We start from the raw sequence: 23,656 nt of genomic DNA on the forward strand, positions 1-23,656 counted from the left end.
GAATTCAGGAGGGCGCGGGCGCGTAGACGCGCAGGGCCGCGGGGGCCACCTCGAAGCGCATGGGCGTCATGCCGACGAGCTCTCCGTCCGCGTTCACTTCCTGCGGAGGCGTGGCCTCCACATACAGCCGCACGGCGAGCAGCGAGGTGACGGCGGGGTTCTCCCCGTGCTCCCCGGAGCGCACCGACAGCGCCACGCGCGCGAGCGTGGCCAGGTCCTGGAGCTGGCCCAGGCCCGTGCCGTCCCTGCCGGAGGTCGAGGAGGGCGCGGCGACGGCATAGACATGCAGTCGTCGGTCATCCAGGCGCGCATCGGGCGCCACCATGTTGCCCGCGCCGTGGTAGCGCCCATTGCCCACCACGAGCTGGAGCACATCCAGTTCCAGTTCCTGTTCATCCGCCTTGATGCGGATGCGGAAGGGCCGCAGGTCCTTCGCCTCGGCGGCGGCGGCCACCGGATAGGCCAGCCTGCCCGCGCGCTGCTTCAGGCGCTTCGTCAGTCGCCGGGCAATCGCGGCGGCCAGGCCCAGGCTCGCCGCGTTGAGGAAGGGTCGTCCGTTGGCGAGCCCCACGTCCACGCGCGCCGCATAGCCCTTCGCGATGACGTCACACGCGGACTCCACGTCGGGAGGGATGCCCAGGGAGCGAGCGAAGTCGTTGCCGGTGCCCAGCGGCAGCACGCCCAGCGTCACGTCGCGCCCCAGCAGATGTGCCACCGCGCCGCTCAGCGTTCCGTCTCCGCCCCCGACGAGGATGCGGCGAGTGCCGCGCGCCAGCATCTGCTCCAGCACTCGGCGCAGCCGTCCGCTTTTCGACAGCGCGTGGCTCTCCGTCAGGATGACGCCCCGCGAGGCGAGGGCGTCCCGGGCGAGCGAATAGGCCTCCCTGCCCGAGCGGGACTGCGTGTTGACCACCAGGGCCGCCGGCCCGTCGTCCGGGGCCAGCCGGCGTGGAGGCTCGATGAGCGCGGGTTCCAGGGGGACCTCCTCCTTGCTGCGTGCCGGAAAAGGTGTGCACGCGGAGCCGAAGGGGCCAGCGGTCTCCGGGGGAAGAGGACCGAAAGACAGCGGTCATGTGACATCCCCGGGGACACGGGGGGCGAGCTGGGAGGCGAGGGTTCAGCCCTCCGCGTCCACTTGAAAGGGTTCGCAATCCTCAGCGGTCGCGAGCCTTTTCACCCCACGGCCTTTGCCCCTGTATGGCCCCACGCGAGCAAGGGCGTGTCCCCTCGTGCTCGGGCGTACCAGGAACAGATTTCAGGACACTCCTACGATGACGCCTCCTGGGTGGGTGGCGTGGGCAGGAACAGCGGTGGCGTGAAGTTCGATGGCGACAAGGAGATCACCGCCATCCACACCCTGGCACGCCCCCTGGTACCCTCAGAAGAGCGAATCATGACCGTTCAATCCGCGCCCAGGGCCCACCCTGAGACCTACTACGCGGGTGCCCACTGGGGGCCGAGACGGGAATCCCCAGAGGAGTGCGCCCGACGAGCAGCGACCTTCCTCAACATGCTGGCCGCGTGTGACCCCCTGCTGGCGCACTGGAACAAGCTTCCCAAGCCGCGAAAGGGACGGAAAATCCCCCTCATGCCCCCTGACCTCCCCACCTTGACGGAGGCGTTCCGGCGCGGCGTCAACCGAGATTCCGGCGGGCCCCCCATTGAAGAGTTGGGTTGGACCGTCTCGGCATACAACGACGGCGCCGGCTCAAACTTTGTCTCAGTGAGAATGCAGTGCGGGGGCTACGTCGGATGCAGCACCGACAATGCATGCTTACTGTCACTTCCCTACCCGGGGAAGAACGCGGAGCGAATCCTCGCGGCATCCGTGCTGACCGAAGTGGTGCGCGCCATGGCGGTGGCCTGGGAGCCTGACTGGGCGGTGGTCATGTCTCGTGCGCACCGGGATATGGACGATGAAGAAGGCAAAGCCGACATTTGGGTGGGCTGGGTGACGTACCTCGCCCGTCAATGGGGCACGGTGCCCCCGCTTCCCGCTCCCGTGCGCGTTGAGCCGGTCGAGGACAAGGGTACGCTCATCGTTCTGACGCCGGAACGCTTCACGGTGGCCAACCCGGAGCACGTGGCGCTGTCGAGGCGCGTGCGGGAGCTGCTGGCGCGGGCCGGGCTCGTGAAGCCGCTTCAGCCCCCACCGTAGAAGAGTGGGGGAGCCGAGTCGCCCGCTGCTCGGCTCCTCAACGCGGGCGGGACGGCGGAGGTCCAAGACTCCCAGAAAAGTCGCGGGTCAGGGCGCTCCTGCCTCGGAATTGGGTTGTCTCGTGCAGAGGTTCAGCCCTCCGCGTCGCGTCCTTCGATGATGCGGCGCTGGATGTCCTGACGCAGCGGGAGGGCCTCCTCCGTGCTCAGGCGGCCGTCACCGTTGGTGTCGTACGTGGCCAGCAGTGTCGCCCGGCGCTCCTGGGCGGCCTCCACCCGGTCCTGCCTCAGCGCGACACGCTCACCCGCATCGAGCACACCGTTGTCATTCGCGTCGTACGTGCCCAGCCGCTCCTGGCGCCGGGCCTCCCAGCGGGCGCGCCGAGCCTCCCGCGCCGCCTGCCGCTCCGCCTCGTCCAGTGTCCCGTCCCCGTTGGTGTCGTGCTGCTCCAGGCGCTCGGTGCGCAGGCGCTGGCAGCGCGCCTCCATGGCGTCCACCAGCGCGGTGCGCTCCTCGGCGGACAGTACGCCGTCGCCGTTCTCGTCGAAGGCCCAGCGCACGCGCCAGAAGGCCCAGTGCCGCGCGCGGCGGCCCAGCTGCGCCAGCCGGGGACGCAAGGTGTCGCGCCGCTCACCCACGTCCGCCTTCAGCTCGCGCAGCTCCCGCGCGTTCAGCGCGCCATCCCCGTCGTCGTCGTACTTCGCCATCACCGTCCGCCGGTGCTCGCTGAAGTCGCACGCCTTCCCGTCGTCGGTGGGCTCCATCTCCAGGCCACTCACGTCTTCGTCGGCCATGGCCCCCTGCTGTGTCGCGTCCGTGTCCGCCACCGCGTCCGCGCCCAGCGCGCCGTCCTCCTCGGCTGCGGTGAGATACGACGCGGCCTCGCCCACGTACCGAGTGGTCTCGTCTGGTACGTCATCGCCGCAGGCGGTGAGCCCGAAGGGCAGGGTGAAACACAGCGCGGCGGCGAGGATGCGACGGTGAGCGGTGACTCGTTTCATGGGGATGGCTCCAGGTTCGAAGTGCGGCGGTGTCCGGCCTCGCTTTGCTGAAACCCGGTGCGTCGGAAGAAGTTGCGGAGGGACAGAGGTGGCCGTCGCGCCCCTTCCGTGTGCCAGGGTGGCTGCACACCTTTCAGGCGCGGCCGGCTCCGCGCCGGTGAAGCGCAAGGCCTGGAGGGCGATGCATGGCACGAGGAAGCAAGGCGAAGTACACGGCGAAACAGAAGCGGATGGCCGAGAAAATCGAGAAGGGTTACGAGGCTCGCGGCACGTCGGACAAGACGGCGGCGGCTCGGGCCTGGGCCACGGTGAACAAGGCCACCGGTGGTGGGATGAAGGGTGGCTCCGGCAGCAAGGCCAAGATGGCCCGGCGCCGCCCCAAGGTGCGCGCCGCCGCGAAGAAGGCCGCGCGCAAGCGCACCGCCGCGCAGCGGTCCGCGTCGGCTCGCAAGGCGGCTGCTTCGAGGACGCGCAAGCCCGTGCGCGCCACGCGCTCTGGGAGCAAGTCCACCGCGCGTCGCGTCGCCGGACGCCGGGCCACGGCTCGCAAGACTTCCACGAGCACGCGCTCCAAGCGTGGCACGGCTCGCAAGAGCACCCGAGGTGTTTCCCGTCGCGGCACCACCGGAACGCGCGGCTCACGCGGCCGGGGCGGCTCGCGCAGGTAGTCGCGCGCGGCTCGCGCCCCATCCTCGGTGTGCTCGAGGTGGGGCGCGAACGCGCTGCTTCAGCGAGGCTCTTCGTCCTTGGAGGCCGGCGGCGTGGCGCCGGGTCCGTTCCACGGCCAGTCGACCGAGGAGTCCTCGGCCAGCCGCAGCAGCTCCGAGGGGTCCTTCACCAGGATGCGGCAGCCCGCGGAACGCAGGTCCTCCGGAGAGAAGCCTCCGGCCAGCACGCCCACGGTGGACAGGCCCAGCTTGCCGGCGGCGAGCGCGTCATAGGGCGTGTCGCCCACCACCACCGTGACGTCCGGCGCGGGGCGGCCCAGCCTGGCGAGCGCGCTCTCGAAGATGTCCGGGTGAGGCTTGCTCTTGTCCACCTCGTCCTTGCTCGCCTGGGTCTCGTACAGGCCTTCGATGCCGCACAGCCGCACGTAGTACTGGAGCTCCTCGTCCTTCGCGCTGGATGCCAGGGCCAGGCGTCGGCCGTGCTGACGCAGCCGCTGGAACAGCTCCCTCACGCGAGGCAGGGGCCTCACCTTGGGCAGGAACTCCCGCAGGAACAGCGCGGAGCGGTACTCCTCCAGCTCCTTGCCGAAGCGCTCCAGTTCGTCGTCGTTGAAGAAGACGGGGATGAGCTGGTCGGCTCCCTTGCCAATCTGACTGCGCACATGGGCGAACGGGACATCCCTGCCGAAGTGCAGGAACGCACGTCGCCACGCCTCGGCGTGCTCGTCCACCGAGTCCACCAGCGTTCCATCGACGTCGAAGATGACGTTCTCCACCATCGCGCGCCTCCCGGGCCAAAGTGGGGACGCCCCAGGTGGCGGTCAACCGCCCGTGGGCGGGTTCTCTGGGGTCGCCTCCACCAGTGTTCGTGTCTTCACATCGTAGCCCTCTGGTGCCGTGAGGGTGAAGGTGTCATTGGGCGGCGGGCTGTTCAGCTCCACACGCGAGAGCACCGTCTCCCCGACCTTCCGCCCCCCCAGCCACCGGGTGAGGCGCCGGGGGACGCACAGTGCCAGGGCCGCGTCGCAGTGCTCCTCCTCCATGCGGACCTCCGCCTGCGTGCCGTCCGGCGCGCGCGAGCGCTTGTCCAGGAAGTCGAGCCCCGGCCAGCGCAGCACGTACACCAGCTCCAGGCCCTGGGCCTCGCCCCCCAGCGTCACCGCCAGCTCCACGGCTTCTGGCGCGCGGGGATGTTTCACGCGGCGCAGGGTGGCGCCGTGGGACACGAGCGGCGCGCGGAAGCCCTCGGGCGTGAAGACGCCGAAGGTCTCCGTGAGGAAGCCCGCGAGCTTCGCGGGAGGCAGCTCCGACTTGAACGTGGTGAAGCGCTTCTCGCCGTCCAACTGCTCGAAGAGGTGGGTGCCGTCCCACGAGAAGATGCGCGTGGCGGGCGTGCCCAGCGTGCCGCGCATGCGCTGGGGCGCGCGGTAGTCGAACGAGAAGGGCACCTCGTCCTGGCCCTCGTCCTTCACCGTGCCGGCGATGTGATACCCGCCGAGCTTGGTGTCCCGCTCCGCCAGCCGCTGTTTCACCTGCGCGGCCAGCGCCGCGGTGTCGTCCGTCTTTCGTGGGCAGCCCGCGAGGGCGAGGAGGACACAGGGCACGAAGAGGCGCAGGCGCATGGAATGAGAAAGTGAGGCAGGAGGGGGGCTGAAAAGCAAGGAGGCCCGCCTGTCGCCAGGGGGCCTCCCGAAAGGTGCCGCCGTGAGGGCCGGCGGCCTGACTACTTCACCGCCACGCCGGTGGCCGTGGAGGAGGTGATGCCGATGATGGTGCCGAACAGGGCGTAGATGCCGTGACGGGGGGTGGTGGACGCCGACTTCAGGTCGACCTTGGACGCGCCCATCGCCTTCGCCTCGGCGATCAGGAGCTTGTTCACCACGGTGTCCAGGTCGCTCTGGACGATGTCGATGATGTGGAAGATGGCGGTCAGGCCCAGCGCGTTGGTCTGGATGACGGCCACGGCCTCACCGTTCGCCGCGATTTCGGTGCCGGAGACAACAGCGCTCTCGACGCTGGTGCAGCCGATGAGGCTGGACGCGGCAACGGCGGACAGGATGAGCTTCTTCATGGTTTTCCCCTCGTTGAGTGTTGCTTGGACGGTGGTCGAGCACCCCCGTGAAGGGAACGCTCGTCCGTTTGAATGGGACCTCAAGCGCCGGGGTACGTACCAGATGTCGACTCCATGTCAAGGTCCGTCCGGACACACTGTACGCCCGTTGGGTGAGCGCGCTCGCGTTGCAATGCACATCTCGCCTTGCTAGCCCCAAACCCCGAGGCTTCCGAATGGACATCGTCCCCGCCGCACGTCCCGCGCCCCGGTACTGGATTCACCTGCTGCTGCTGCTGCTGACGGTGGTGACGACCTTCACCTCGTACCTGCTGTACTTCCACTTCCAGCGGCCGTACTCGCCGGACGAGGTCTCCAGGGAAGCGGCGATGCGCGCGCTGTCGTTCAGCCTGTCGCTGCTGGCCATCCTGGGCACTCACGAGATGGGCCACTACGTGCTCGCGCGCATCCACCGCGTGGACACGTCGCTGCCGTACTTCATCCCGCTTCCTGTCCTGGGCGTGGGCACGCTGGGCGCCGTCATCCGCATCCGGGACCGAATCCCGCACCGCAACGCGCTGGTGGACATTGGCGCGGCGGGACCGCTGGCGGGCCTGGTGGTGGCGCTGCCCATCCTCTACTGGGGGCTTGCGCACTCCACGGTGGTGGACGCGCCCCACGTGCCCTCGCAGTTCCCCGGCGAGATGTCGCTGTGGGCGTACGGCAAGGACTTGTTCACCTGGGTGATGGCGAAGCTGACGCACGCGCCCGCCGCGCCGGAAGAGACGCTTCATGGCGTGCAGACCCTGTTTGGTGACAGCCTGCTGATGCGGGGGCTGACGTGGTTGGCGCTGGGGCCCTTGCCGGAGGGAAAGGACGTGCTGGTACATCCGGTGGTCATCGCGGGCTGGTTCGGCCTGCTCGTCACGCTGCTCAACCTGATGCCCATGGGACAGCTGGACGGCGGGCACCTGGCCTTCGCGCTGCTGGGCCGTCACGCGCACTGGGTGGGGCGGGCCATGGCCGCGCTGCTCTTGTTCCTCACGCTCTTCGTCACCGCGTCCTGGGGCCTGTGGCTCCTGGTGACGAGCAAGGTGGTGGGCTTCGGGCACCCTGACGTCGTGGCGCCGCTGGAGCCCCTCAGTCCCACGCGCAAGCTCATCTGCGCGCTGTGCCTCTTGGCCCTCATCGGCTGCGCGATGCCCGTGCCGCTGCGTCAGGTGGTGTCATGAAGTTCCAGTGTGAAGCCTGTGAGCGGCTCATCCCCCTGGAGTCCTTCCGGATGGAGGGGGGCGGGCTGGTGGTGTCGTGCCAGCGGTGTGGCGCGGAGAGCCGCGCGCGTGCGTCGCTGCCGCTCTCGGTGTCCCCGGCGCTGTCGGGCGAGGGCTCCGGCTCGACGCAGTCCTCGGCGGAGGACACGACGGGGTCGGTGCCGCTGCCCGCGCGCGCCAGCACGCCGGCCCTGCGGGTGGTGCGGGGCTCGGCGGTGCCGGTGACGCTGGACGACGAGGCGCTCTTCACGCCTCCGCCGGGACACTGTCCCAAGTGCGTGTCGCCGCGGCGGGAGGTGGACACATCCTGCGCGCAGTGCGGGCTGGTGTACGCCAACTTCATGCCGGAGGAGCACAAGCCCTCGGACGACCTGATGGGGGCGTGGCGCTCGCTGGCGGAGCACTGGGAGGAGTGGGAGGCGCACGACAGGCTGCTGACCCTGGCCATGGGTCGCGGGGAGCTGGCCTCGGCGGGCCGCCTGTACCGGGTGCGGCTGGCGCGGGCGCCGGATGACGCCGTGGCGCACCGGGCGCGGGAGGAAGTGGTGCGGCGGGCCACCCTGGTGGTGCCCACGGAGGTGGAGTCCTCGGAGGTGTCGCCAGGCAAGCGGCGGCTGCGAGCGGCGGCCATCGCGGCGCTCTCGCTGGTGGTGCTGGTGCTCTTCACGTTCATCATCCAGCGCGTGCGGCTGCTCTTCTTCAGCGACCTGCCCTGACGCGGCGGGCGGCGACTCCCCCGCGGGGCGGCCGGCCATGCGGGCGCGGGGCATGGATGGTGGATGGAAACGGGCCTGGGGCGCGGCTGGCTGCTATCGTGTCGGGCCGCTCCCGCGAGGCTCGCCACTCCCGATGACGCTTCCCGTCTCTCCGTCACTCACCGTCGACAGCCTGCTCGGTCCGGGGGGCGCGCTCCAGGTGGCCCTGCCCGCGTATGAGCACCGGCCGGAGCAGCTCCAGATGGCGCGCGCCGTGGAGCGGGCCTTCGCGGAGCGCAGCTACCTCTTGGCGGAGGCGGGCACGGGCACGGGCAAGACGCTCGCCTACCTGGTGCCCGCGCTGCTGTCGGGCCGCCGCGTCGTGGTGTCCACGGCGACGAAGACGCTGCAGGACCAGATCTTCTTCAAGGACCTGCCGCTCCTGCGCGAGAAGATGGGGCTCACCTTCGAGGCCGCCTACCTCAAGGGGCGCAACAACTACCTGTGCCTGCACCGCTACGGCGCCTTCGCCAAGGAGCCGCAGTTCGGCTCTCGCGACGAGGCGCGGTACTGGCCCAAGCTCAAGGCGTGGGCGGAGGACACGCAGACCGGGGACCGCAGCGAGCTGGACCTGCCGGAGTCGTTCAGCGCGTGGGCTCGGCTGTCCACCACGTCCGAGACGTGCGTGGGCACGCGCTGCCCGCTGTACGAGCCGTGTTTCGTCACGCGCATGCGCAAGCGCGCGGAGAGCGCGGACCTGCTGGTGGTCAACCACCACCTCTTCTTCGCGGACCTGTCGCTGCGCAGCTCCGGCAAGCGCACCGAGGGCGTGCTGCCGTACTACGAGGCCGTCGTCTTCGACGAGGCGCATGCGCTGGAGGACGCGGCGAGCGGCCACTTCGGCGTGGGGGTCTCCAACTACCGGATGGAAGAGCTGGCGCGCGACGCGGTGGCGTCGTTGAAGGAAGACGACTCGCGGCACGCGATGTTGCGCGCGCTGGCCGCGCGGCTGCGCACCGGGGCGGACGCCTTCTTCGCGCAGGCCCCCCGGGCGCTGGGGTTGTCGGGCCACGAGGCCTCCGTCTCGATTCAGCCGGAGGCGATGGGCAAGCTGTCCAGCGCGCTGGGCGGTGTGCGCGAGGGCCTGGCCGCGTTGTCCGCCTTCAGCGCGGGCGAGCGCGAGCCGGAGCTGGCCGCGATTACGCGCCGCGCGGACGAACTGGAGGAGCAGCTCTCCTTTCTGGAGAAGGCCGAGTCGTCGGACCACGTGTACTGGGCGGAGCAGCGCGGCAAGGGGCTGTTCCTGCGCGCCAGTCCCATCGACGTCGCGAAGGAGCTGCGCGAGCGGATGTACGGCGCGCTCGACACGGTGGTGTACACGTCCGCCACGCTGGCGGCGGAGAGCCGCTTCGACTTCTTCGCCCGGCGCATGGGGCTGTATGGCGAGGATGGCCAGACGGTGACGCGCGTGCGCACGCTGGCGGTGCCCAGCCCGTTCGACTACCCGCGCCAGGCCGCGCTGTATCTGCCCACGCATCTGCCGGACCCGAGCGCCCCTGGCTTCATCGAGGCGGCCGCGGAGGAAATCGTCCAGCTCTGCCAGGTGACGGGGGGCCGTGCCTTCGTGCTCTTCACGTCGCTGCGCAACATGGTGCGCGCGTACGAGCTGGCGGCGGGACGGCTGCCGTATCAGGCGCTGCTCCAGGGGGAGCGGCCCAAGGCGCAGTTGCTGGAGGCGTTCCGCGACACGCCGAGCGTGCTCTTCGCGGCGCACAGCTTCTGGGAGGGCGTGGACGTGCCGGGGGATGCGCTCAGCCTGGTCATCATCGACCGGCTCCCGTTCGCCTCTCCGGGTGACCCGCTGGTGGCCGCGCGAATCAAGCAGCTCCAGACGCGGGGCGAGGAGCCCTTCGAGCAGTACCAGCTCCCCCAGGCGGCGCTGGCGCTGCGCCAGGGCTTCGGGCGCCTGATTCGCACCCAGTCCGACAAGGGCATCGTCGCGATGTTGGACCGGCGCATCCTCACCAAGGCGTATGGACAGGTCTTCCTGGCCAGCCTGCCGGACGCGCGGCGGATGGACGACCTGGTGGAGCTGAGCCGCTGGTTCAACGGCCCGGTGCGCCCCGTGCGGTCCTTGCGTTCGGTGGAGTGAGCTGAATTTCCGGGCGAAATTGCCCGAGAATTCCGCTCATTTCGTATGCCTTCGGCCGGGTCTGTTTCACCGGCTGTCCCCGCACACCCCAGAGCCCTGACGTGGACTGTCTGGTCCTTCCCTTCCTGCGCCTCGTCCTGCTCGCCGCGGTGGCGTTGGTGTGTGCGTGTGAGCCCATCTCGCTGGTGCCCATGGGGGAGCCTCCCTCGGACTCGGGGAGCGATTCACCGGACGGAGGGGATGAACTCGGTGGGAAGGAGGGGCCGGATGGCGGGGAGCCGGACGCGGGGCCTGACGGTGGGCGGGATGGTGGGATTCCGCTTTCCGAGGACGCGGGGCCTGACGGTGGGCTGAACATCCCCGTCCGGCCGCTGGGGGATGGCGGTGTGGATGCGCGGATGACGGCGTGGAGCGACTGCGAGGACGGCTGGCAGTCGCGCACGGTGCTGCCGCTGGGTGGAGACAGGGGGTATCCACAGTTCGCCCTGGATGCGGACGGTGAGGCGTACTTCGTCGAGTACACCGACGCGGTGCTGCGAGTGGTGACGACGAAGCCCTGGCGCGTCTTCGCCGAGACGGGTTTCGCGGGAGGGCAGTGGTGGTTGGGTGGCATCCGCGTGGATGCGGCGGGTGAGGTCCACCTGGCCATCAGCCCGCGGTCCGATGACCTGGCGCAGGTGGTCCCCACCGATTTCCTCCATCACACAGGGGGACGCTGGGAGCACGCTCGGCTGATGAGTGGCCTGGTGCGTGCCCATGACCTGGATGCGCAGGGCAGGCTGCATGCCATCAGCCTGGTGGATGCGGTGAAGCACCGGCTCAACCATGTGCAGGGTCGTATTGGTGATTTGTCTGTCATCGATACGGGCATCGAGCTCGGGTCGCTCTCCACGCGCGTGTCGCTGCGCGCGGATGGCCAGGGCAAAGCCCATGTGACGTATGAGTACGACGCCGTGCTTGGACGCGCTGGCATCTTCTACGCGACGAACGCCTCGGGGACGTGGGTGAGGGAGCAGGTGGCCGCGGCGGGTGCGAATCCGGTCATCGCGGTGTCACCAGCAGGGGTGCCACACATCCTTTGGGCGAAGGCGGGCGTCTTGTCGCTGAGCAGCCGGAGTGCTCCAGGCGAGTGGTCGACGAGCATCCTTCCCTTCGAGTCATCTTCTGGTGAGCTGCGGTTCTCCGCCTCGGGGGTGATTCATGTGCTGCGCAATCTCGGGAAGCGGTTGGAGTACCGGAACGACGCGCAGGGGGATTGGGCGCCGAAGACGGTCATCGACCTGGAGTCCAGCCTCCTCGATTCACCCTTCTTCGACTGGGCCCTGGAGGTGGATGCACAGGGCCGCGCGCATGTGATGTACACGGAACTGGTCGAAGCCCAGGAGCCGATGCGAATGCTCCGGCGTATCGGCTATTCGCGCCAGTGTCCGTGAGCATTACCGCGTCGCTCGTCCTCCACCAACTCGCTTGCGAGGTTGCCCCTTCGGCGCGCGAACGCCCGGGGCGCGCGCTTCGAGCAGGCGTTTGTCGCGGGCCAGCTCTCGCTCCAGTTCTTCGACGCTCGGCAGATAGGTCACGTACTTGGCGGCGAAGAGTTGTTCATGCTCGTGGAGGATGGAGTAGCGGGCCACCGCTTCGTTCTTCTGCGCGCAGAGGATGAGCCCAATCGTGGGGCCATCGCCTTCTGTTCGTCCCTGCGCATCGAACAGCCGCACATAGCTGTCCATCTGGCCCACGTCCTGGTGCGCGAGCTTGCCAAGCTTGAGGTCGATGAGCAGGTAGCACTTCAGGATGACGTTGTAGAAAACGAGATCGACGTAGAAGTGTTCGTCCTCGAAGGACAATCGCTTCTGTCTCGCCACGAAGGCGAAGCCCCTGCCGAGCTCGAGGAGAAAGTGCGAGAGCTTGCCGAGGATCGCGCGCTCCAGGTCGCTCTCGCGCAGCAGCTCGCTCTCGGGAAGGTCGAGGAAGTCGAGGACGAAGGGGTGCTTGATGGCGTCGGCTGGTCTCTCGAGGACCTGTCCCCGGGTCGCGAGGTCCATGACGCCGTGCTTGTCGCGGCTCTTGAGCAGGCGCGCGAAGAGGTGCGTGTGAATCTGTCGTTCGAGGTGCTCGACGGGCCAGGAGCCGCGCTCGGCCTCGATTTCGTAGAAGCGCCGTTCGGCCTCGTGCTCGAGCTTCATGAGCAACCGATAATGTGACCAGCCGAGCATCGGCGAGAAACCCTCGAGAACGCCCTGGTGCCCGAGTGCTCGCTCGAGGTCCTGGAGCACGCCTCGTTCCTTGTGGCGGAACTCACGCTCGGGGCCGGTTGATGCGCCCGAGGACGCCCTTGAAGATTCGCCACTTTCGATGTGGCGAATCTCAGGGGAGCGGTCTGCGTACGCGAGATAGAACGTCCTGAAGTAGCGGAGATTCGTCGTGGAATAGCCCCGACCTACTCGCTCTTGAAGGCGGGCGGAGAGGGCTTCGAGGAGCTGGTCGCCATAGCCTGCTCGGTGTGCGCCGCCTTGATGGAACTCGACGAGGTCTCGCCCAATCTGCCAGTACGCCAGCACCATCATGCTGTTGATGGAGCGAAGGACCTGCGCGCGGGACTTCTCGAGAATCGCCACCACGCGCTCGAGCAGGGAACCGACGTCGGGCGCTCTGGACCCCGCTAACGTCGACTGTTGTCTCCGTGGCGCCGAGGATTTCTTGCCCTTCGCTTTCGAGGTCTTCTGGCGGGACTGCTTCGTCGTCAACGACCACCTCTGTGCTGAATGAGTGCCACCATTCTTCCTGGCGGCGGAGAGGTCCACCCTACTGGATGGGTGTGACGGTGCTGCCGGGGATGCCGTGTGACCGCCTCGGAGGCTCAGGGCGCGTCACGAAGTCGCAGGCCCACGCGCGCGAGCAGGGGCGGGCCCAACGTGTCCACGCCCGCGCGGCCCGCGAGGTATTCGCGGTCGAAGAGGTTCTCCACCGCGGCGAAGAGGTCCACCTTCCAGAAGAGCCGCCGGCTGACGGCCGCATCCACGACGAGCGCGCCACCCATGCCGCGCTCATTGAGGTCATCCTCGTATTGAGGCCCGGTGACTCGGAGCTGCACGGTGGCGGTGACGAGGGACGGGTCCTCGAAGGTGAGGCTGGCGGCGGCTCGATGCCTGGGGTCCTGCGCGAGCTGTCGGCCCACGAGCGCCGGCTGGCCGGGCGCATCCGTCACGGTGGGGTCCACGAAGGTGTATCCGAGGAGCGTCGTCCACTGGCGTGACAGTCGCCAGTCGATGCTGGCCTCCACGCCGCGCACGCGGGCGCGACCCAGGTTCTGCCGCTCGCGGCCCGTGCCGTCGGGGAGGGTGACGTTGGTGATGGGGTCCTCGAGCACATTCCAGAAGCCGGTGACGCGGGCGGTGAGGGTGCGCAGGGGCTCGACTTCCACGCCAGCCTCCGCGCCCCACAGGCGCTCCGCGCCGAGGTTCGCGTTCGCGGCGGTGAACACGGTGCCGACCTGGAAGGGGCGATAGAGCTCGTTGAGCGTCGGGGCGCGGAAGGCTCGATACCCGGAGGCACGCAGCGTGACGGCGTCCCAGGGGCGCAGGCGCATGCCCAGGCGTGGACTGAGCTGGTGCTCGGTGCGGTCCTCGAAGGGCGTGGTGTCCACCGTGCCGCTGGCTCGCTCGACACGTTGGAGCCCTTGTGTGTTGCGCCAGACGTCGAAGCGGAGCGCGGCCGACAGCTCCAGTGCGGAAGTGATGGCGTAGAGGTCCTGGAGGAACACGCCACCTGTCCACTGCGTGCCGCCGGCTTCACGGGTGAGAACGGTGTCGGGAGTTTGCGTGGGTGGGAAGAGTTGCTCGCTGGATGTGCCCGCCAGCCGCCGAGCGTCGAGTCCCGCGGAGAGCTGATGGGTGCCCCCCGCCGTCCAGCTCGGCGCGGTCCACACGAGTGAGGCACCCTGGTCATCAGCAGGCACGTCCTGGGACGCGGCGAGCGACTCAGCGGCGCGGTCCTGGGCGACGCGTGCGCGGTTCTGTTCAAAGCGAAGGGCACGGCCGTAGAGGTCCAGGGAGAAGGTGCCCAGTGTGTCGGTTTGAAGTCGCGCGCCCGCGCCGAAGTGCGCCAGCTCCACGCGAGCGGTGGTGAAGCGGGTGCCTCCGTTCTGGTTCTCACGGAAGAGGTTGGCGCGAGCGGACAGCGTCAGCGCGTCAGAAGGTTGAGCTTCGACGCGGCCGTTGAGGACGACATGGTTGCTGGGCGTGTCGCTGTCGATGGCGCCGCGTTGGCCCGGGGTGACGATGCGATAGCCGCTGCTGGTGAGCAGCTCGGTTTCGACAGCGGCGGCGATGGGGCCCCAGCGGTGTGCACCGCGCGCGGCGAGGAGGCCCGTGTCGCGGTTGCCGGCGGAGAGGTCCGCGTCGAGCGCCGGGCCGGTGATGGGGCGGGAGATGAGCTGCACGACGCCGCCGAGCGCGGAGCTGCCATAGAGGGCGGAGCCGCCACCGGGGACGACCTCGATGCGGTCCAGTCCAAGGCGCGGGAGCGAGCGCCAGAAGACCCAGCCCCCGAGCGGGTCATTGACGGGGACGCCGTCCAGCAGGACGAGGGTGCGCGCGACACCGGACGGAGCGAGACCGCGCAGGTTGAGGCCCTGGGCGGTCGGGTCGGAGACGAGGCTCGGCGTGCGGCGGAAGGTGGCGACCGAGGGCAGGGAGCGGACGAGGGTGTCCTGCGTCAGCGAGGGACTGCGGTCGATTTCCTCGCGAGGCAGCACCACGGTGGTGGCGGGCACATCTCGCACGGGACGTGGAAGGCGCGTGCCCGTGACGACGGTTCGCGAGGATGCACTTGTCTCCGGCGTCGCTGTGGGCAGCGCCGTGCTTGATGGAACCTCAGGCGCGGTGGACGCATCGGCGATGGGAGCAGCAGGCGCCTCGTGCTGTGAGGGTGCCTCGGCGAAGGCGCGGGAGGTCGCCACCTGCTCCATGGGCGCATCGACAGCGACACGAGGGGACGTCTCAGGCGCCGTGGGTACATTGGCGGCGGGCCGCTCCGGTACAGCTACGGAGGAGCCGTCGGAGCCGTCGGAGCCGGCGATGCGAGTGCGCGACTCAGGCGATGAGGAGGTGCCAATGACGGTGTTCCGCGCGCCGGACTCCGTCGTCGTTATTCCGGTGTCTGGTGTTTGAGCCCAGGCCAGTGACGAGAGCAGCACCCAGGGAACCACGAGCCGACGAGGTGATGACGGGATGCATGACGACCTGCGCGGCATGTCTGGCGGTTCCTTTTCGGTCCGGGGGCTCTCGGCGCGGCAGTATGTCCCCACCTCGGGCACGGGCGCCCGCCGAGCGTCATGAGGCTCGTCGAGGCCTCGTGGTATCGTCCAGTTCGCAACGAGCGCGGGGGCATCCTGGATGTGTGGTCACGACGTGTTGGAGCGGACTTCACACCCGCGAGGCGGGGTGATGAAAGTGCTCGCCGCGCGGAGGCTCAATGACAGGGACTGCGCGGTCTCCCTCGAGCTGGCCGGGTCACGTTACGAACTCGTGGCTGAGCGCATCTGGGGACCGGAACAGGGACCAGGGCTGGCGTTGGGAGATTTCTCGCCCTCGCGAGTCTTCGCCGACCTGCCGCTCAGTGCGCGCCAGCTTCGCGAGTTGATTCGCACAGCGGTCCTGTCTCACCGGGGAGAAGCCCTGGAGTTCCCGGTGGAGGTTCCGGGCTAGCGAGCAGGCGTGCGCTTTGCCTCACCCGCCCGCGTCGCGAGGTGAGAGGCCGCGCACGGTGAGCACCGCGGTGTCCACCTCCGCGAGGATGCGGCGCGCGTGGTGAAGGAAGACCTCTCCAGCGGGAAGCAGGCGCATGCCCTGTCGAGTGCGCTCGAAGAGGCGCGTGCCGAGCTCGTCCTCGAGCGCGAGGATGTGGCGGCTCAGCGGCGGCTGGGTGAGATGGAGCCGGCGCGCGGCGCGGCCCACGTGGCGTTCCTCGGCCACCGCGACGAAGGACTGGAGGTGGGTGATGCTCACGGCCCCAGGTTACCGCGAGCGCTCATGTCCTGCACCCCCGCCCTCGAGCGCGATACCGAAACAGCATTGGACGCTGACGCCCCCCAGGGACACCTTGGCTCCCCATGGGAACACCATTGTTCAAGGGCACCGAGGTAGAGCGTCTGCGTCGTGCGGGCGAGGCGGCTGCTGGCACGCTCGCCTGGGTCGCGGGGAAGCTGACGCCGGGCATCTCCACGGAGGACATCAACCAGTGGGTGCGCGAGGACACGGCCCGTCGAGGCGGCACGCCCAGCCAGCTGGGCTACCACGGTTTTCCCGCGACGGTCTGCACCAGCCGCAATCACGTCGTCTGTCATGGCGTCCCACGCCCGGACGAAAGACTGGCCCCCGGTGACATCATCAACGTCGACGTCACCACCTGCCTGAACGGCTACCACGGAGACACGTCGGCCACGTTCTGCATCGGTGACGTTTCCGCCGACGCTCGGCATGTGGTGGACGTGGCACGCCGGTGTCGTGACGTGGGTGTCTCCGTCGTGCGTCACGGTGCTCGGATGGGCGACATCGGCGCGGCCATCCAGGAGCTGGCGGAGAAGGAAGGGTGCAGCATCGTGCGGGAGTTCGGAGGACACGGCATCGGACGCTCCATGCACGCGCCGCCCCATGTTCCGCATTTCGGCTCGCGGGGGACGGGCATCACCTTGCGCTCCGGCATGGTGCTCACCATCGAACCGATGGTGAACCTGGGCCGCCCCGAGATTCGAATGCTCGCGGACGGCTGGACGGTGGTGACGGAGGACGGAAGCCTCTCCGCGCAGTTCGAGCACACCATCCTGGTGACGCGCGAGGGCTGCGAGGTGCTCACCCCATATCCCGGTGCTCATCCGGTGGTGGAGCCACCCTCCCTGACGTCACAGCCCGAGGCCCGTTGAGTTGAGCCTGGAGCACGACGTGTTCGACGCAGCACCGTCGAGGCCTTCCCGTCCGGAGGCGCACCGGGCCGTTCGATGACACCCGTCGTGCTGCCCCGATCTCCGACCGAGTGACACTCCTCCGCGAGATTGTCTCGGGCTGAATGTCTCCGCACCCTGGCTGCTTGATGCTGGTGGGCGAGGAGAGTCCTCATCACGCCTGTCCCGGGCTGAATGTCTCCGCACTCCGGCTGTTTGATGCCGGTGGGCGAGGGGAGTCCTCCCCACGCCTGTCTCGGGCTGAATCCTTCCGAGACTCCGGCTGTTTGATGCCGGCGCGAATTGCGGCTAGACGTGTGGCCTGCGAGTGGGGGCCGCATGCGCGCACGAGGCGACAAGGTCGGAGTCGGGAGCGTGGTGTTGGGCGTCGTACTGCTCGCGGCGGGAATCCCCCTGCTGGTGCCTCGGCACATGTCACGCGAGGACTCCGCCGCGAACTCGGCCACGGTGCAGCAGGAGCCAGCCGAGGTGGCTCGGCCTGGTGACCCGCGCAAGGACTCGCCGGAGCCTGTCCTTCACATCGAGCAGGTCCAGGGACCTGATGGCCTCACGGTGCAGGTGGCGAGTTCCACCCCCGCGACATCCCCGCTGACGAGGTTCGCGAAGGACGCACTGGTTCCCCTGACTCCAGATGAGGAAGCGCTCCTGCGCGAGGCGCCCGTCGACGACCTGGCCGCGCTCGTGACTCGCACGGAGCGAGCCTTCCAGGACGCGAGCCCTGAGACCCGGGCGCGACAAGAGCAGCGCTATCTCGCCGCGCTCAATCTCGTCGCGAAGCTCTCCGCCCCACCTCCGGATGACGCCCGTGCACGGGACGAGGACGCTCGCTACCTGCGCGCGCTCGCGGAGGAGCAGGTGAAGTGGAGAACTCTCTCGCCCGGGGAGCGCGCCCGCGCGCAAGAGACATTCAAGGAGTGGTTCTTCCAGGGGGAGCAGAAGCGATGAAGTCGTTCATGGGGGCGCTTCGCATGGTGTTGCTGCTGGCGCCGATGATGGCGTGGGCGGGGCCGCACTACGTGGCATCGCGGGACTGGGGCAGCTTCATCTGGCTGAGCACCTGGCTCGACGCGGGACAGACGTACACCTTCGAGACGCGAGAGCTGACGGGCTCCGTGCCGGACACGGTGCTGCACGTGTTGCGCGACAGGAATGGCTGGAGTCAGGTCGCAGTGGGTGACGACTGCCAGGGCGCCACGCGCTCGTGTGTGACTTTCGTCGCGCCGGACTCAGGCTACTACCGCGTCTGGGTGCGAGCGTACGCGGATGGGCGCGGCGGCACGGCGAGCCTGTATCGCAACGGGACGCTGCTCCTGTCGCAGCAGCCTTTCGGAGGCGTGCCGCTCCTCTTCGCGTGGAACGCGAAGGACACCTTCAGGGCCTCGGCCACCAGCCCCGGAGGCGGAGACCATCTCCTCTTCCTGCTGCGCTCCAATACCGAGTACCTCCAGCACGATGACGACAGCGGGCCGAAGTACTACCCGCTCGTCACCGCGACGAGCACGCAGAACGTCGGCACTCAGCGCGTGGTGGTGGGGCGCTTCCCGGGCAGCGCCGGAACGGCCAGCTTCGTCCACGACGAGGAACTCTGGTCCACCATCTTCGATGACAACGACGGTGACGAGGATGGGCTCTCGGACTCGCTCGAGCCGCTCATCGGACTGAGTCAGAACAACGAGGACTCGGATGGGGACTCGATAGCGGACACGCTGGAGGTGTTCGGCAATGACGGCTTCTCCTTCTCCGAGTGGAGCAGCCCCACGGCAAGGGACCTCTACGTGGAGGTCGACTGGATGCAGCACCCGACGAACCCGTACCTTACGCGGCAGCCGTACGCCGGCCTGGTGGCGGACGCGGCGGCGGTGTTCGCCCAGGAGACGGGTGGGAGCGTGCGGCTGCATGCCTTTATCGACGGCGCGCTGCCCTGGCATGAGGTGGTCTGCTACGGGAGCTGCGCCAACGGCGTCGACTTCTACGCGTTGAAGCAGAGCGCCTTTTCGTCCGCGAACCCCGAGCGCCGGCCGTACTTCCACTACGCGATGTGGGCCAACCGGCACACGAGCCTCACGAGCTGCTCGTCGGGCAAGGCCGAGCTGCTGGGCAACGACCTCATCATCAGCATGGGCTGCTTCAGCAGTCCGAGCATCCAGGAGCAGCGCGGCACGTTCATCCACGAGCTGGGCCACAACCTGAACCTTGACCACAACGGCAACGACGTGCCGGGGCAGTACAGCGTGGTGCATGACAGCGTGATGAACTATCGCTACCAGTTCGCGGGCGTGAGCAACTCGGGGTGGCACTCATACTCGTTTGGCGACAACGGCTGCGCGGCGTGTGGTTCGTCACCGAAGGCGGAATGTGTCTCCTGCCGCGATGGCTTCCTGGGCTGCGGCTTCCCGGGCTGCGGCTCCTGCGACTGCGACGTGGGAGAGTGGGGCTCGCTGGAACTCGACTTCTCCGACGACGGCGACGCGGATGATGGCGCGAGCCGAGGCTCGAAGCGCTCACTGCTGACCCGCTATGCGCCGGACGACAAGGGGGGCCCCGCGCGCTTCCAGCCGAGGGTGCCGCACGAAGAGCCCTCGCTGGTGCGACGGCGTGACGACGTCCGGCGCAAGCGGGAGCGACTCCTGTCTCGGGGACGCGTGGAGGGACGCGACTTCCACGTGTCGGCGGATGGAACGCTGCTGTACGCGGAATGCCTCTGACCTCGACGGTCAGGATGCGTCAGGTTCGTTGGGAGCAGGGTGCCCCAGCCCGCGTCAATCACCACCGGTCCCTGGCCCGGCTTTCCCTAGACGTCCACGGGGACATCCGCCACCCCATGGTCGAAGGGGCACTGGAGTTGTCGCGTGTCGTCATGCGGGTCCTTCCTCGGACGGGCGAGAGTAGGTGGGGCGCACCGTGACCGAAAGCCGCGAAGCAGACTTGCCGCCGCATCGCTGGCCTCCCTTTATTAGAAGGGCGAAAGTCGGCGGAGGCGGAGGGCACTTGCCCTGCAGAGGAGCACGTGATGCCGAAGTCGGAAGGACCACACCGGCTGGGCGCGCGGAGCTGTGCGCTGGGGTTCTTGCTGATGCACGGCGCCTGCTGGCTTCGCCCCGAGCCTCCCGCGACGGACGCAGGCTCTGTTGTCGCGGCGCGGTCCGAAACCCCACCGTCTTCAGCCGTGGGCGGGGTTCGTGAGCCGCCCGCTGGAGGACTCGCTCCGTCCGACGTGGCTTCGCGTGACTCCAGGCGCGCTGTGCCTTCGTCCGCCGACGGAATCACGGTGTCGGGCGCCTCCGCGGAATCGACGTCAGATGGAGGTACTCGCGCGTCGGAGTCACCTGGCTCCCTCGCGTGCGCGGACGTGTGGCGCGCGGCCCGGGTGGACGTGGCCTTTAAGGAGACGCCGGAGATGCGCTCCATTCAGCGCACAGGTCCACGTCTGGAGCGACGGTTCACCGTGGCCCGACAACTTCGAGGTGCATACCGCCATGGGGGCCAGTGGGCCTCGGTGCTGGAGTACGAGGCAGGCGAAACGCGCGGAGGCGTGAGCTACGGGCTCACCGTGCCAGAGGTCCTGGCGGACCTGACGGGACGTACCGTGGGCTGGGTCAGCCACCGCGAGCCCGCGAGCTGTGTCTCCATCGACGGAGAGCATCCAGAACTCCTCTCGGGCGACACGCTCCGCGACGCGGACGGAGGGCTCTTGCTGCTCACGGTACCGAGCGCGCCCACCACGCCGGAAGGCGAAGTCCTGCTGCCCACGGGACTGGTGCCGGAGCTGCGAGTCCGGTGGGAACTTGCTGACTGCGAGCGGCGAAAGGACACACGCACCCAGGGCGCACGGCTCCGGTTCGAGGATGCCCGGAAGCGTGGCGGATCACCCGTCACTGTCTCTGTTGGAGAGACGAAGCGACTTCTGCTGGGAGGTGTCCGCTACGAGGTGCGCGTGGCGAGAGCGCAGGCGGACACATCGGACCGCTGCGGGCAGGCGGTGTTCACGGTGTTCCGAGAGGGGCTCCGCGAGGAGTTGTAGTCCTCCTGTGCCTCGGGAGGCCGCACGGACACGTCGAAGCTCAGTCGACCCCGTACACGCGGCTCGGGGTGCCCTCATAATCGGTGATGCGCTCGAACCGCAGCCCGAGTCGCTCCGCGACGCGGAGGGACGGTGCATTCTCCGGATGGATGATGGCGACGAGGGGCACATCGGGGAGGTGTCGCCGGGCCTTCTCCACGGCGACGCGCGAGGCCTCCGTCGCATAACCCAGCCCCTGGGTCCGAGGCGCGAACCGATAGGCGAGGTTCAACACCGTCCGACCCTCGAACAGCTTGTGGCGCACGCCGCAGACGCCCACGACGACGCCCGGTGTCTCTCGTTGCTCCACGGCCCAGTACCCCACGCCGTGTTTCGCCCAGTCACTCAACCACAGCGCCAGCAGCTCCCTCGCGGCGTCCAGCGAGCGCAAGGGGCCGGAGGGGTTGAAGCGAGAGGTCTCCGGGTCGCCATGGAGTGTGAACACCGCGTCCAGGTCGGTCTCGCGAAACGGGCGAAGCAGCAGCCGTTCCGTCGTCGTGCTCTCGAAGCCGTGAAGCATGGTGTGCATCATGTTCCGCGTCGCCTGCTCGCGCACGTCGGTTCGTCGCGGTTCCAGGCCCTACCGAGGGTGTGTGCCTCAGCGTGGCTGGTTGGTCAGGACGGGCACAGGGAGGGCCGCGAGCGTAGCGGTGAGGTCTCCCTTCAGCCGATGGAACGTTCTCAGGAACTTGAGGGCCAGGGGGCGGGTCGGCGCCTCGGGTCGCGGGGGACGGCTCCAGTAGGACACCAGCCGACTCTCGAAGCCGAGGTCATCCAGGAAGGGGAGCACGTCATGAACTCCCAGCAGCAGGCGAGGCGCGTGAGAGCCGTGGAGCACCACATGACGATGGCCGTCGTGTCCCCACTGCCTGCTCCATCCCGTGGCCGACGCGCGCTTGAGGTAGCTGTTCAAGGCTTTCTGTCCGGTGGGAAGCCGCAGCAGCTCGCGCAGGAGTTGCGCCATCAGACCGCGCTCGGTCGGGAGGCTCTTCTTTCTCGTGCGCAGGCGCCAGGACTCCTGGGCCGACAGCTCCGCGGTGCTCAGGAAGTGCTTCTCCTGCTTCAGATGAGAGAGCGCGTGACGGCCGACGAGCCCATCGGGGAGCGCCTTGCGCATCAACCCCAATCGCAGGTCGCGAGGCTGGTCCAACGTCCGTTGTTCCGCCCAGCGGATGAAGGGGTTGACCTTGTCCGAGGCTTGTCGTTCCCACACCAGCCCCCGCATCTCGGAGGAGGTGTCTTCATCCAGCTCCGCGCAGTCCTCGGCGAACTCGGGGTCTCGGATGAGCTGGGCGACCCGGGTCCTCGAGCTGCGGCGGGAGCGCCGGTGCAGGCTCGCGCGACTCTTGCGAGCTGCCTGTCGGTGCGTGGAAGGCAACAGACTGCGTGCCATCTCGAAGGACTTGTCATCGCCGTAGCGCATCCAGGGCTCCCTTGCGGGCCCAGCGACGCCACGGCCTTGCCTTCCTGACACCGGAGGAGAAGGTCTCCCTCGCGCCCGGACAGTTCCGCCGTCGCGGGCGGCCTGGGGGCGACTACGCCTTCATCGACTCCGGCAGCACCCAATCCGGCTTGAGGCGCTGGATGACCTTGGCCAGGTTCTCCTTGTCCTGGGCCTTCTCCAGCGCGGCGTCGGGCGTGACGATGTTGTCGCGCACCAGCCTCTCCAGGTGCATGTCGAGCGTCTGCATGCCCTGGCCCTGGCCCGCCTGCATCTTGGATGCAATCTGGAAGACCTTGCCCTCGCGAATCATCGCGGCGATGGCCGCGCCACCCACGAGAATCTCCAGCGCCGCCACGCGGCCCTTGCCGTCCGCCGTCTTGATGAGCTGCTGCGCGACGATTCCCGCCAGGCTCTCCGCCAGCATGCCTCGCACCTGCGCCTGCTCGTCGGCGGGGAACGAGTTGATGATGCGGTCGATGGTCGCCGGCGCGCTGTTGGTGTGCACCGTGGCGAACACCAGCACGCCGAAGCTCGCCAGCTGGAGCGCCAGCTTCATTGTCTCGTTGGTGCGAAGCTCGCCGATGAGGATGACGTTCGGGTCCTCGCGCCCCGCCGAGCGGATGGCCGTGGCGAAGCTGGACGCGTGCGGCCCCACCTCACGGTGCGTCACCTGCGCCCGCGCGGACTCATGCACGAACTCCACCGGGTCCTCGATGGTGAGGATGTGCGCGGGACGCGTCTGGTTGATGTGGTTCACCATCCCCGCGAGCGTCGTGGACTTGCCGCTGCCCGTGGGGCCCGTCACCAGCACCAACCCGCTGCGACGCTCGGCCAGCTTGCGCACGATTTCAGGCGTCTTGAGGTCGTCCAGCGTGAGGACCTTGCTGGGAATCGTGCGGAACACCGCGCCCAGGCCCGTCTGCTTGTAGAAGTAGTTCGCGCGGAAGCGGGCCTTCGTGCCGTAGCCGTAGGCGAAGTCGAGGTCCAGCTCCTCGACAATCTGCCGCTTCTGCTGCGGGTTGATGAGCTCGAACAGGAGCCCTTCGACTTCCTGGGGCGTGAGGGGCAACTCGTGCAGCGGCGTCAGCTCGCCACGGATGCGGCCCATGGGGGGATAGCCGGTGCTCAGGTGCAGGTCGCTGCCCTTCTGCTCCAGCAGCATGTCGAAGAGCGCGGAGATGCGCGGCGTGGTGCTCATC

21 protein-coding genes are annotated in these 23,656 nt (G+C 68.6%); 10 read left to right on the top strand and 11 right to left on the bottom strand.

All coding sequences use genetic code 11. From position 1 onward, the window contains the following. Positions 1-4: 4 nt before the first annotated feature. Positions 5-916, bottom strand: coding sequence for a lipid kinase (locus HUA74_RS08465; protein WP_254614205.1), 912 nt, complete (start codon positions 914-916; stop codon positions 5-7). 399 nt (positions 917-1,315) lie between these two features. On the opposite strand from HUA74_RS08465, the gene HUA74_RS08470 reads away from it, so the two are divergent. Then, positions 1,316-2,158 carry an immunity 52 family protein gene (locus tag HUA74_RS08470; RefSeq protein WP_371817215.1) on the top strand — a complete coding sequence of 281 codons (843 nt, stop codon included), beginning with the start codon at positions 1,316-1,318 and terminating at the stop codon, positions 2,156-2,158. A gap of 131 nt (positions 2,159-2,289) precedes the next feature. Here the strand turns inward: HUA74_RS08470 and HUA74_RS08475 are convergent, their stop codons facing one another. Beyond that, on the bottom strand, positions 2,290-3,159 hold the full coding sequence (locus HUA74_RS08475) for a calcium-binding protein (protein ID WP_174454100.1): 870 nt from the start codon (positions 3,157-3,159) through the stop codon (positions 2,290-2,292). A gap of 185 nt (positions 3,160-3,344) precedes the next feature. Between HUA74_RS08475 and HUA74_RS08480 the strand changes: the two genes are divergently transcribed. After that, a complete protein-coding gene (locus HUA74_RS08480; RefSeq protein WP_174454101.1) occupies positions 3,345-3,827 on the top strand; it encodes a transcriptional regulator in 483 nt (160 codons plus the stop codon). A gap of 59 nt (positions 3,828-3,886) precedes the next feature. On the opposite strand, the gene HUA74_RS08485 is transcribed toward HUA74_RS08480, so the two are convergent. The 3 genes from HUA74_RS08485 to HUA74_RS08495 form a co-directional block, all read right to left on the bottom strand. Beyond that, positions 3,887-4,606 carry an HAD family hydrolase gene (locus tag HUA74_RS08485; protein ID WP_174454102.1) on the bottom strand — a complete coding sequence of 240 codons (720 nt, stop codon included), beginning with the start codon at positions 4,604-4,606 and terminating at the stop codon, positions 3,887-3,889. A gap of 42 nt (positions 4,607-4,648) precedes the next feature. Further along, positions 4,649-5,449 (bottom strand): hypothetical protein, encoded by an 801-nt coding sequence (locus tag HUA74_RS08490; RefSeq protein WP_141646285.1) that lies wholly within the window; start codon positions 5,447-5,449, stop codon positions 4,649-4,651. Between the two features lie 101 nt (positions 5,450-5,550). Next, positions 5,551-5,898 carry a hypothetical protein gene (locus tag HUA74_RS08495; protein ID WP_141646284.1) on the bottom strand — a complete coding sequence of 116 codons (348 nt, stop codon included), beginning with the start codon at positions 5,896-5,898 and terminating at the stop codon, positions 5,551-5,553. Between the two features lie 215 nt (positions 5,899-6,113). On the opposite strand from HUA74_RS08495, the gene HUA74_RS08500 reads away from it, so the two are divergent. From HUA74_RS08500 to HUA74_RS08515, 4 genes are all read left to right on the top strand, one after another. Then, positions 6,114-7,109 carry a site-2 protease family protein gene (locus HUA74_RS08500; protein ID WP_174454103.1) on the top strand — a complete coding sequence of 332 codons (996 nt, stop codon included), beginning with the start codon at positions 6,114-6,116 and terminating at the stop codon, positions 7,107-7,109. Further along, positions 7,106-7,864: a hypothetical protein gene (locus HUA74_RS08505; RefSeq protein ID WP_174454104.1), complete on the top strand. Its 759-nt coding sequence runs from the start codon at positions 7,106-7,108 to the stop codon at positions 7,862-7,864. Before HUA74_RS08500 ends, HUA74_RS08505 begins: the two co-directional genes overlap by 4 nt. 133 nt (positions 7,865-7,997) lie before the next feature. Further along, entirely contained in the window at positions 7,998-9,995 is a 1,998-nt protein-coding gene (locus HUA74_RS08510; protein ID WP_141646281.1) for an ATP-dependent DNA helicase, read from the top strand. Between the two features lie 101 nt (positions 9,996-10,096). After that, positions 10,097-11,428 carry a hypothetical protein gene (locus tag HUA74_RS08515; RefSeq protein ID WP_174454105.1) on the top strand — a complete coding sequence of 444 codons (1,332 nt, stop codon included), beginning with the start codon at positions 10,097-10,099 and terminating at the stop codon, positions 11,426-11,428. A 3-nt stretch (positions 11,429-11,431) separates the two neighbouring features. Here the strand turns inward: HUA74_RS08515 and HUA74_RS08520 are convergent, their stop codons facing one another. From HUA74_RS08520 to HUA74_RS08530, 3 genes are all read right to left on the bottom strand, one after another. After that, on the bottom strand, positions 11,432-12,610 hold the full coding sequence (locus tag HUA74_RS08520) for a PDDEXK nuclease domain-containing protein (RefSeq protein ID WP_217443376.1): 1,179 nt from the start codon (positions 12,608-12,610) through the stop codon (positions 11,432-11,434). A gap of 242 nt (positions 12,611-12,852) precedes the next feature. Then, a complete protein-coding gene (locus HUA74_RS08525; RefSeq protein WP_174454106.1) occupies positions 12,853-14,961 on the bottom strand; it encodes a TonB-dependent receptor in 2,109 nt (702 codons plus the stop codon). Between the two features lie 760 nt (positions 14,962-15,721). Next, the gene (locus tag HUA74_RS08530) at positions 15,722-16,000 is read right to left on the bottom strand and encodes a LysR family transcriptional regulator (protein WP_141646277.1); all 279 of its coding nucleotides are present in this window, start codon (positions 15,998-16,000) and stop codon (positions 15,722-15,724) included. 104 nt (positions 16,001-16,104) lie between these two features. Here HUA74_RS08530 and map point away from each other — a divergent pair, with 104 nt between their 5' ends. The 4 genes from map to HUA74_RS08550 all read left to right on the top strand — a co-directional run bounded on the left by map (position 16,105) and on the right by HUA74_RS08550 (position 20,974). After that, positions 16,105-16,914: a type I methionyl aminopeptidase gene (gene map, locus HUA74_RS08535; RefSeq protein WP_174454107.1), complete on the top strand. Its 810-nt coding sequence runs from the start codon at positions 16,105-16,107 to the stop codon at positions 16,912-16,914. A 357-nt stretch (positions 16,915-17,271) separates the two neighbouring features. Continuing rightward, positions 17,272-17,898, top strand: a complete 627-nt coding sequence (locus tag HUA74_RS08540) for a hypothetical protein (RefSeq protein ID WP_174454108.1) — start codon at positions 17,272-17,274, stop codon at positions 17,896-17,898. Continuing rightward, the gene (locus HUA74_RS08545) at positions 17,895-19,658 is read left to right on the top strand and encodes a hypothetical protein (protein ID WP_174454109.1); all 1,764 of its coding nucleotides are present in this window, start codon (positions 17,895-17,897) and stop codon (positions 19,656-19,658) included. Before HUA74_RS08540 ends, HUA74_RS08545 begins: the two co-directional genes overlap by 4 nt. 692 nt (positions 19,659-20,350) lie before the next feature. Next, positions 20,351-20,974, top strand: a complete 624-nt coding sequence (locus HUA74_RS08550; protein WP_174454110.1) for a hypothetical protein — start codon at positions 20,351-20,353, stop codon at positions 20,972-20,974. 40 nt (positions 20,975-21,014) lie between these two features. On the opposite strand, the gene HUA74_RS08555 is transcribed toward HUA74_RS08550, so the two are convergent. The 3 genes from HUA74_RS08555 to HUA74_RS08565 all read right to left on the bottom strand — a co-directional run bounded on the left by HUA74_RS08555 (position 21,015) and on the right by HUA74_RS08565 (position 23,655). Further along, a complete protein-coding gene (locus HUA74_RS08555) occupies positions 21,015-21,545 on the bottom strand; it encodes a GNAT family N-acetyltransferase (RefSeq protein ID WP_254624973.1) in 531 nt (176 codons plus the stop codon). A 66-nt stretch (positions 21,546-21,611) separates the two neighbouring features. Beyond that, complete coding sequence (locus HUA74_RS08560; protein ID WP_174454111.1) at positions 21,612-22,436, bottom strand: hypothetical protein; 825 nt, start codon at positions 22,434-22,436, stop codon at positions 21,612-21,614. Between the two features lie 112 nt (positions 22,437-22,548). Next, positions 22,549-23,655, bottom strand: coding sequence for a type IV pilus twitching motility protein PilT (locus HUA74_RS08565; protein ID WP_174454112.1), 1,107 nt, complete (start codon positions 23,653-23,655; stop codon positions 22,549-22,551). Position 23,656: the final 1 nt, after the last annotated feature.

It is taken from the genome of Myxococcus sp. CA051A, from assembly GCF_013336705.1.
GTDB classification, from domain to species: Bacteria; Myxococcota; Myxococcia; order Myxococcales; family Myxococcaceae; genus Myxococcus; species Myxococcus llanfairpwllgwyngyllgogerychwyrndrobwllllantysiliogogogochensis.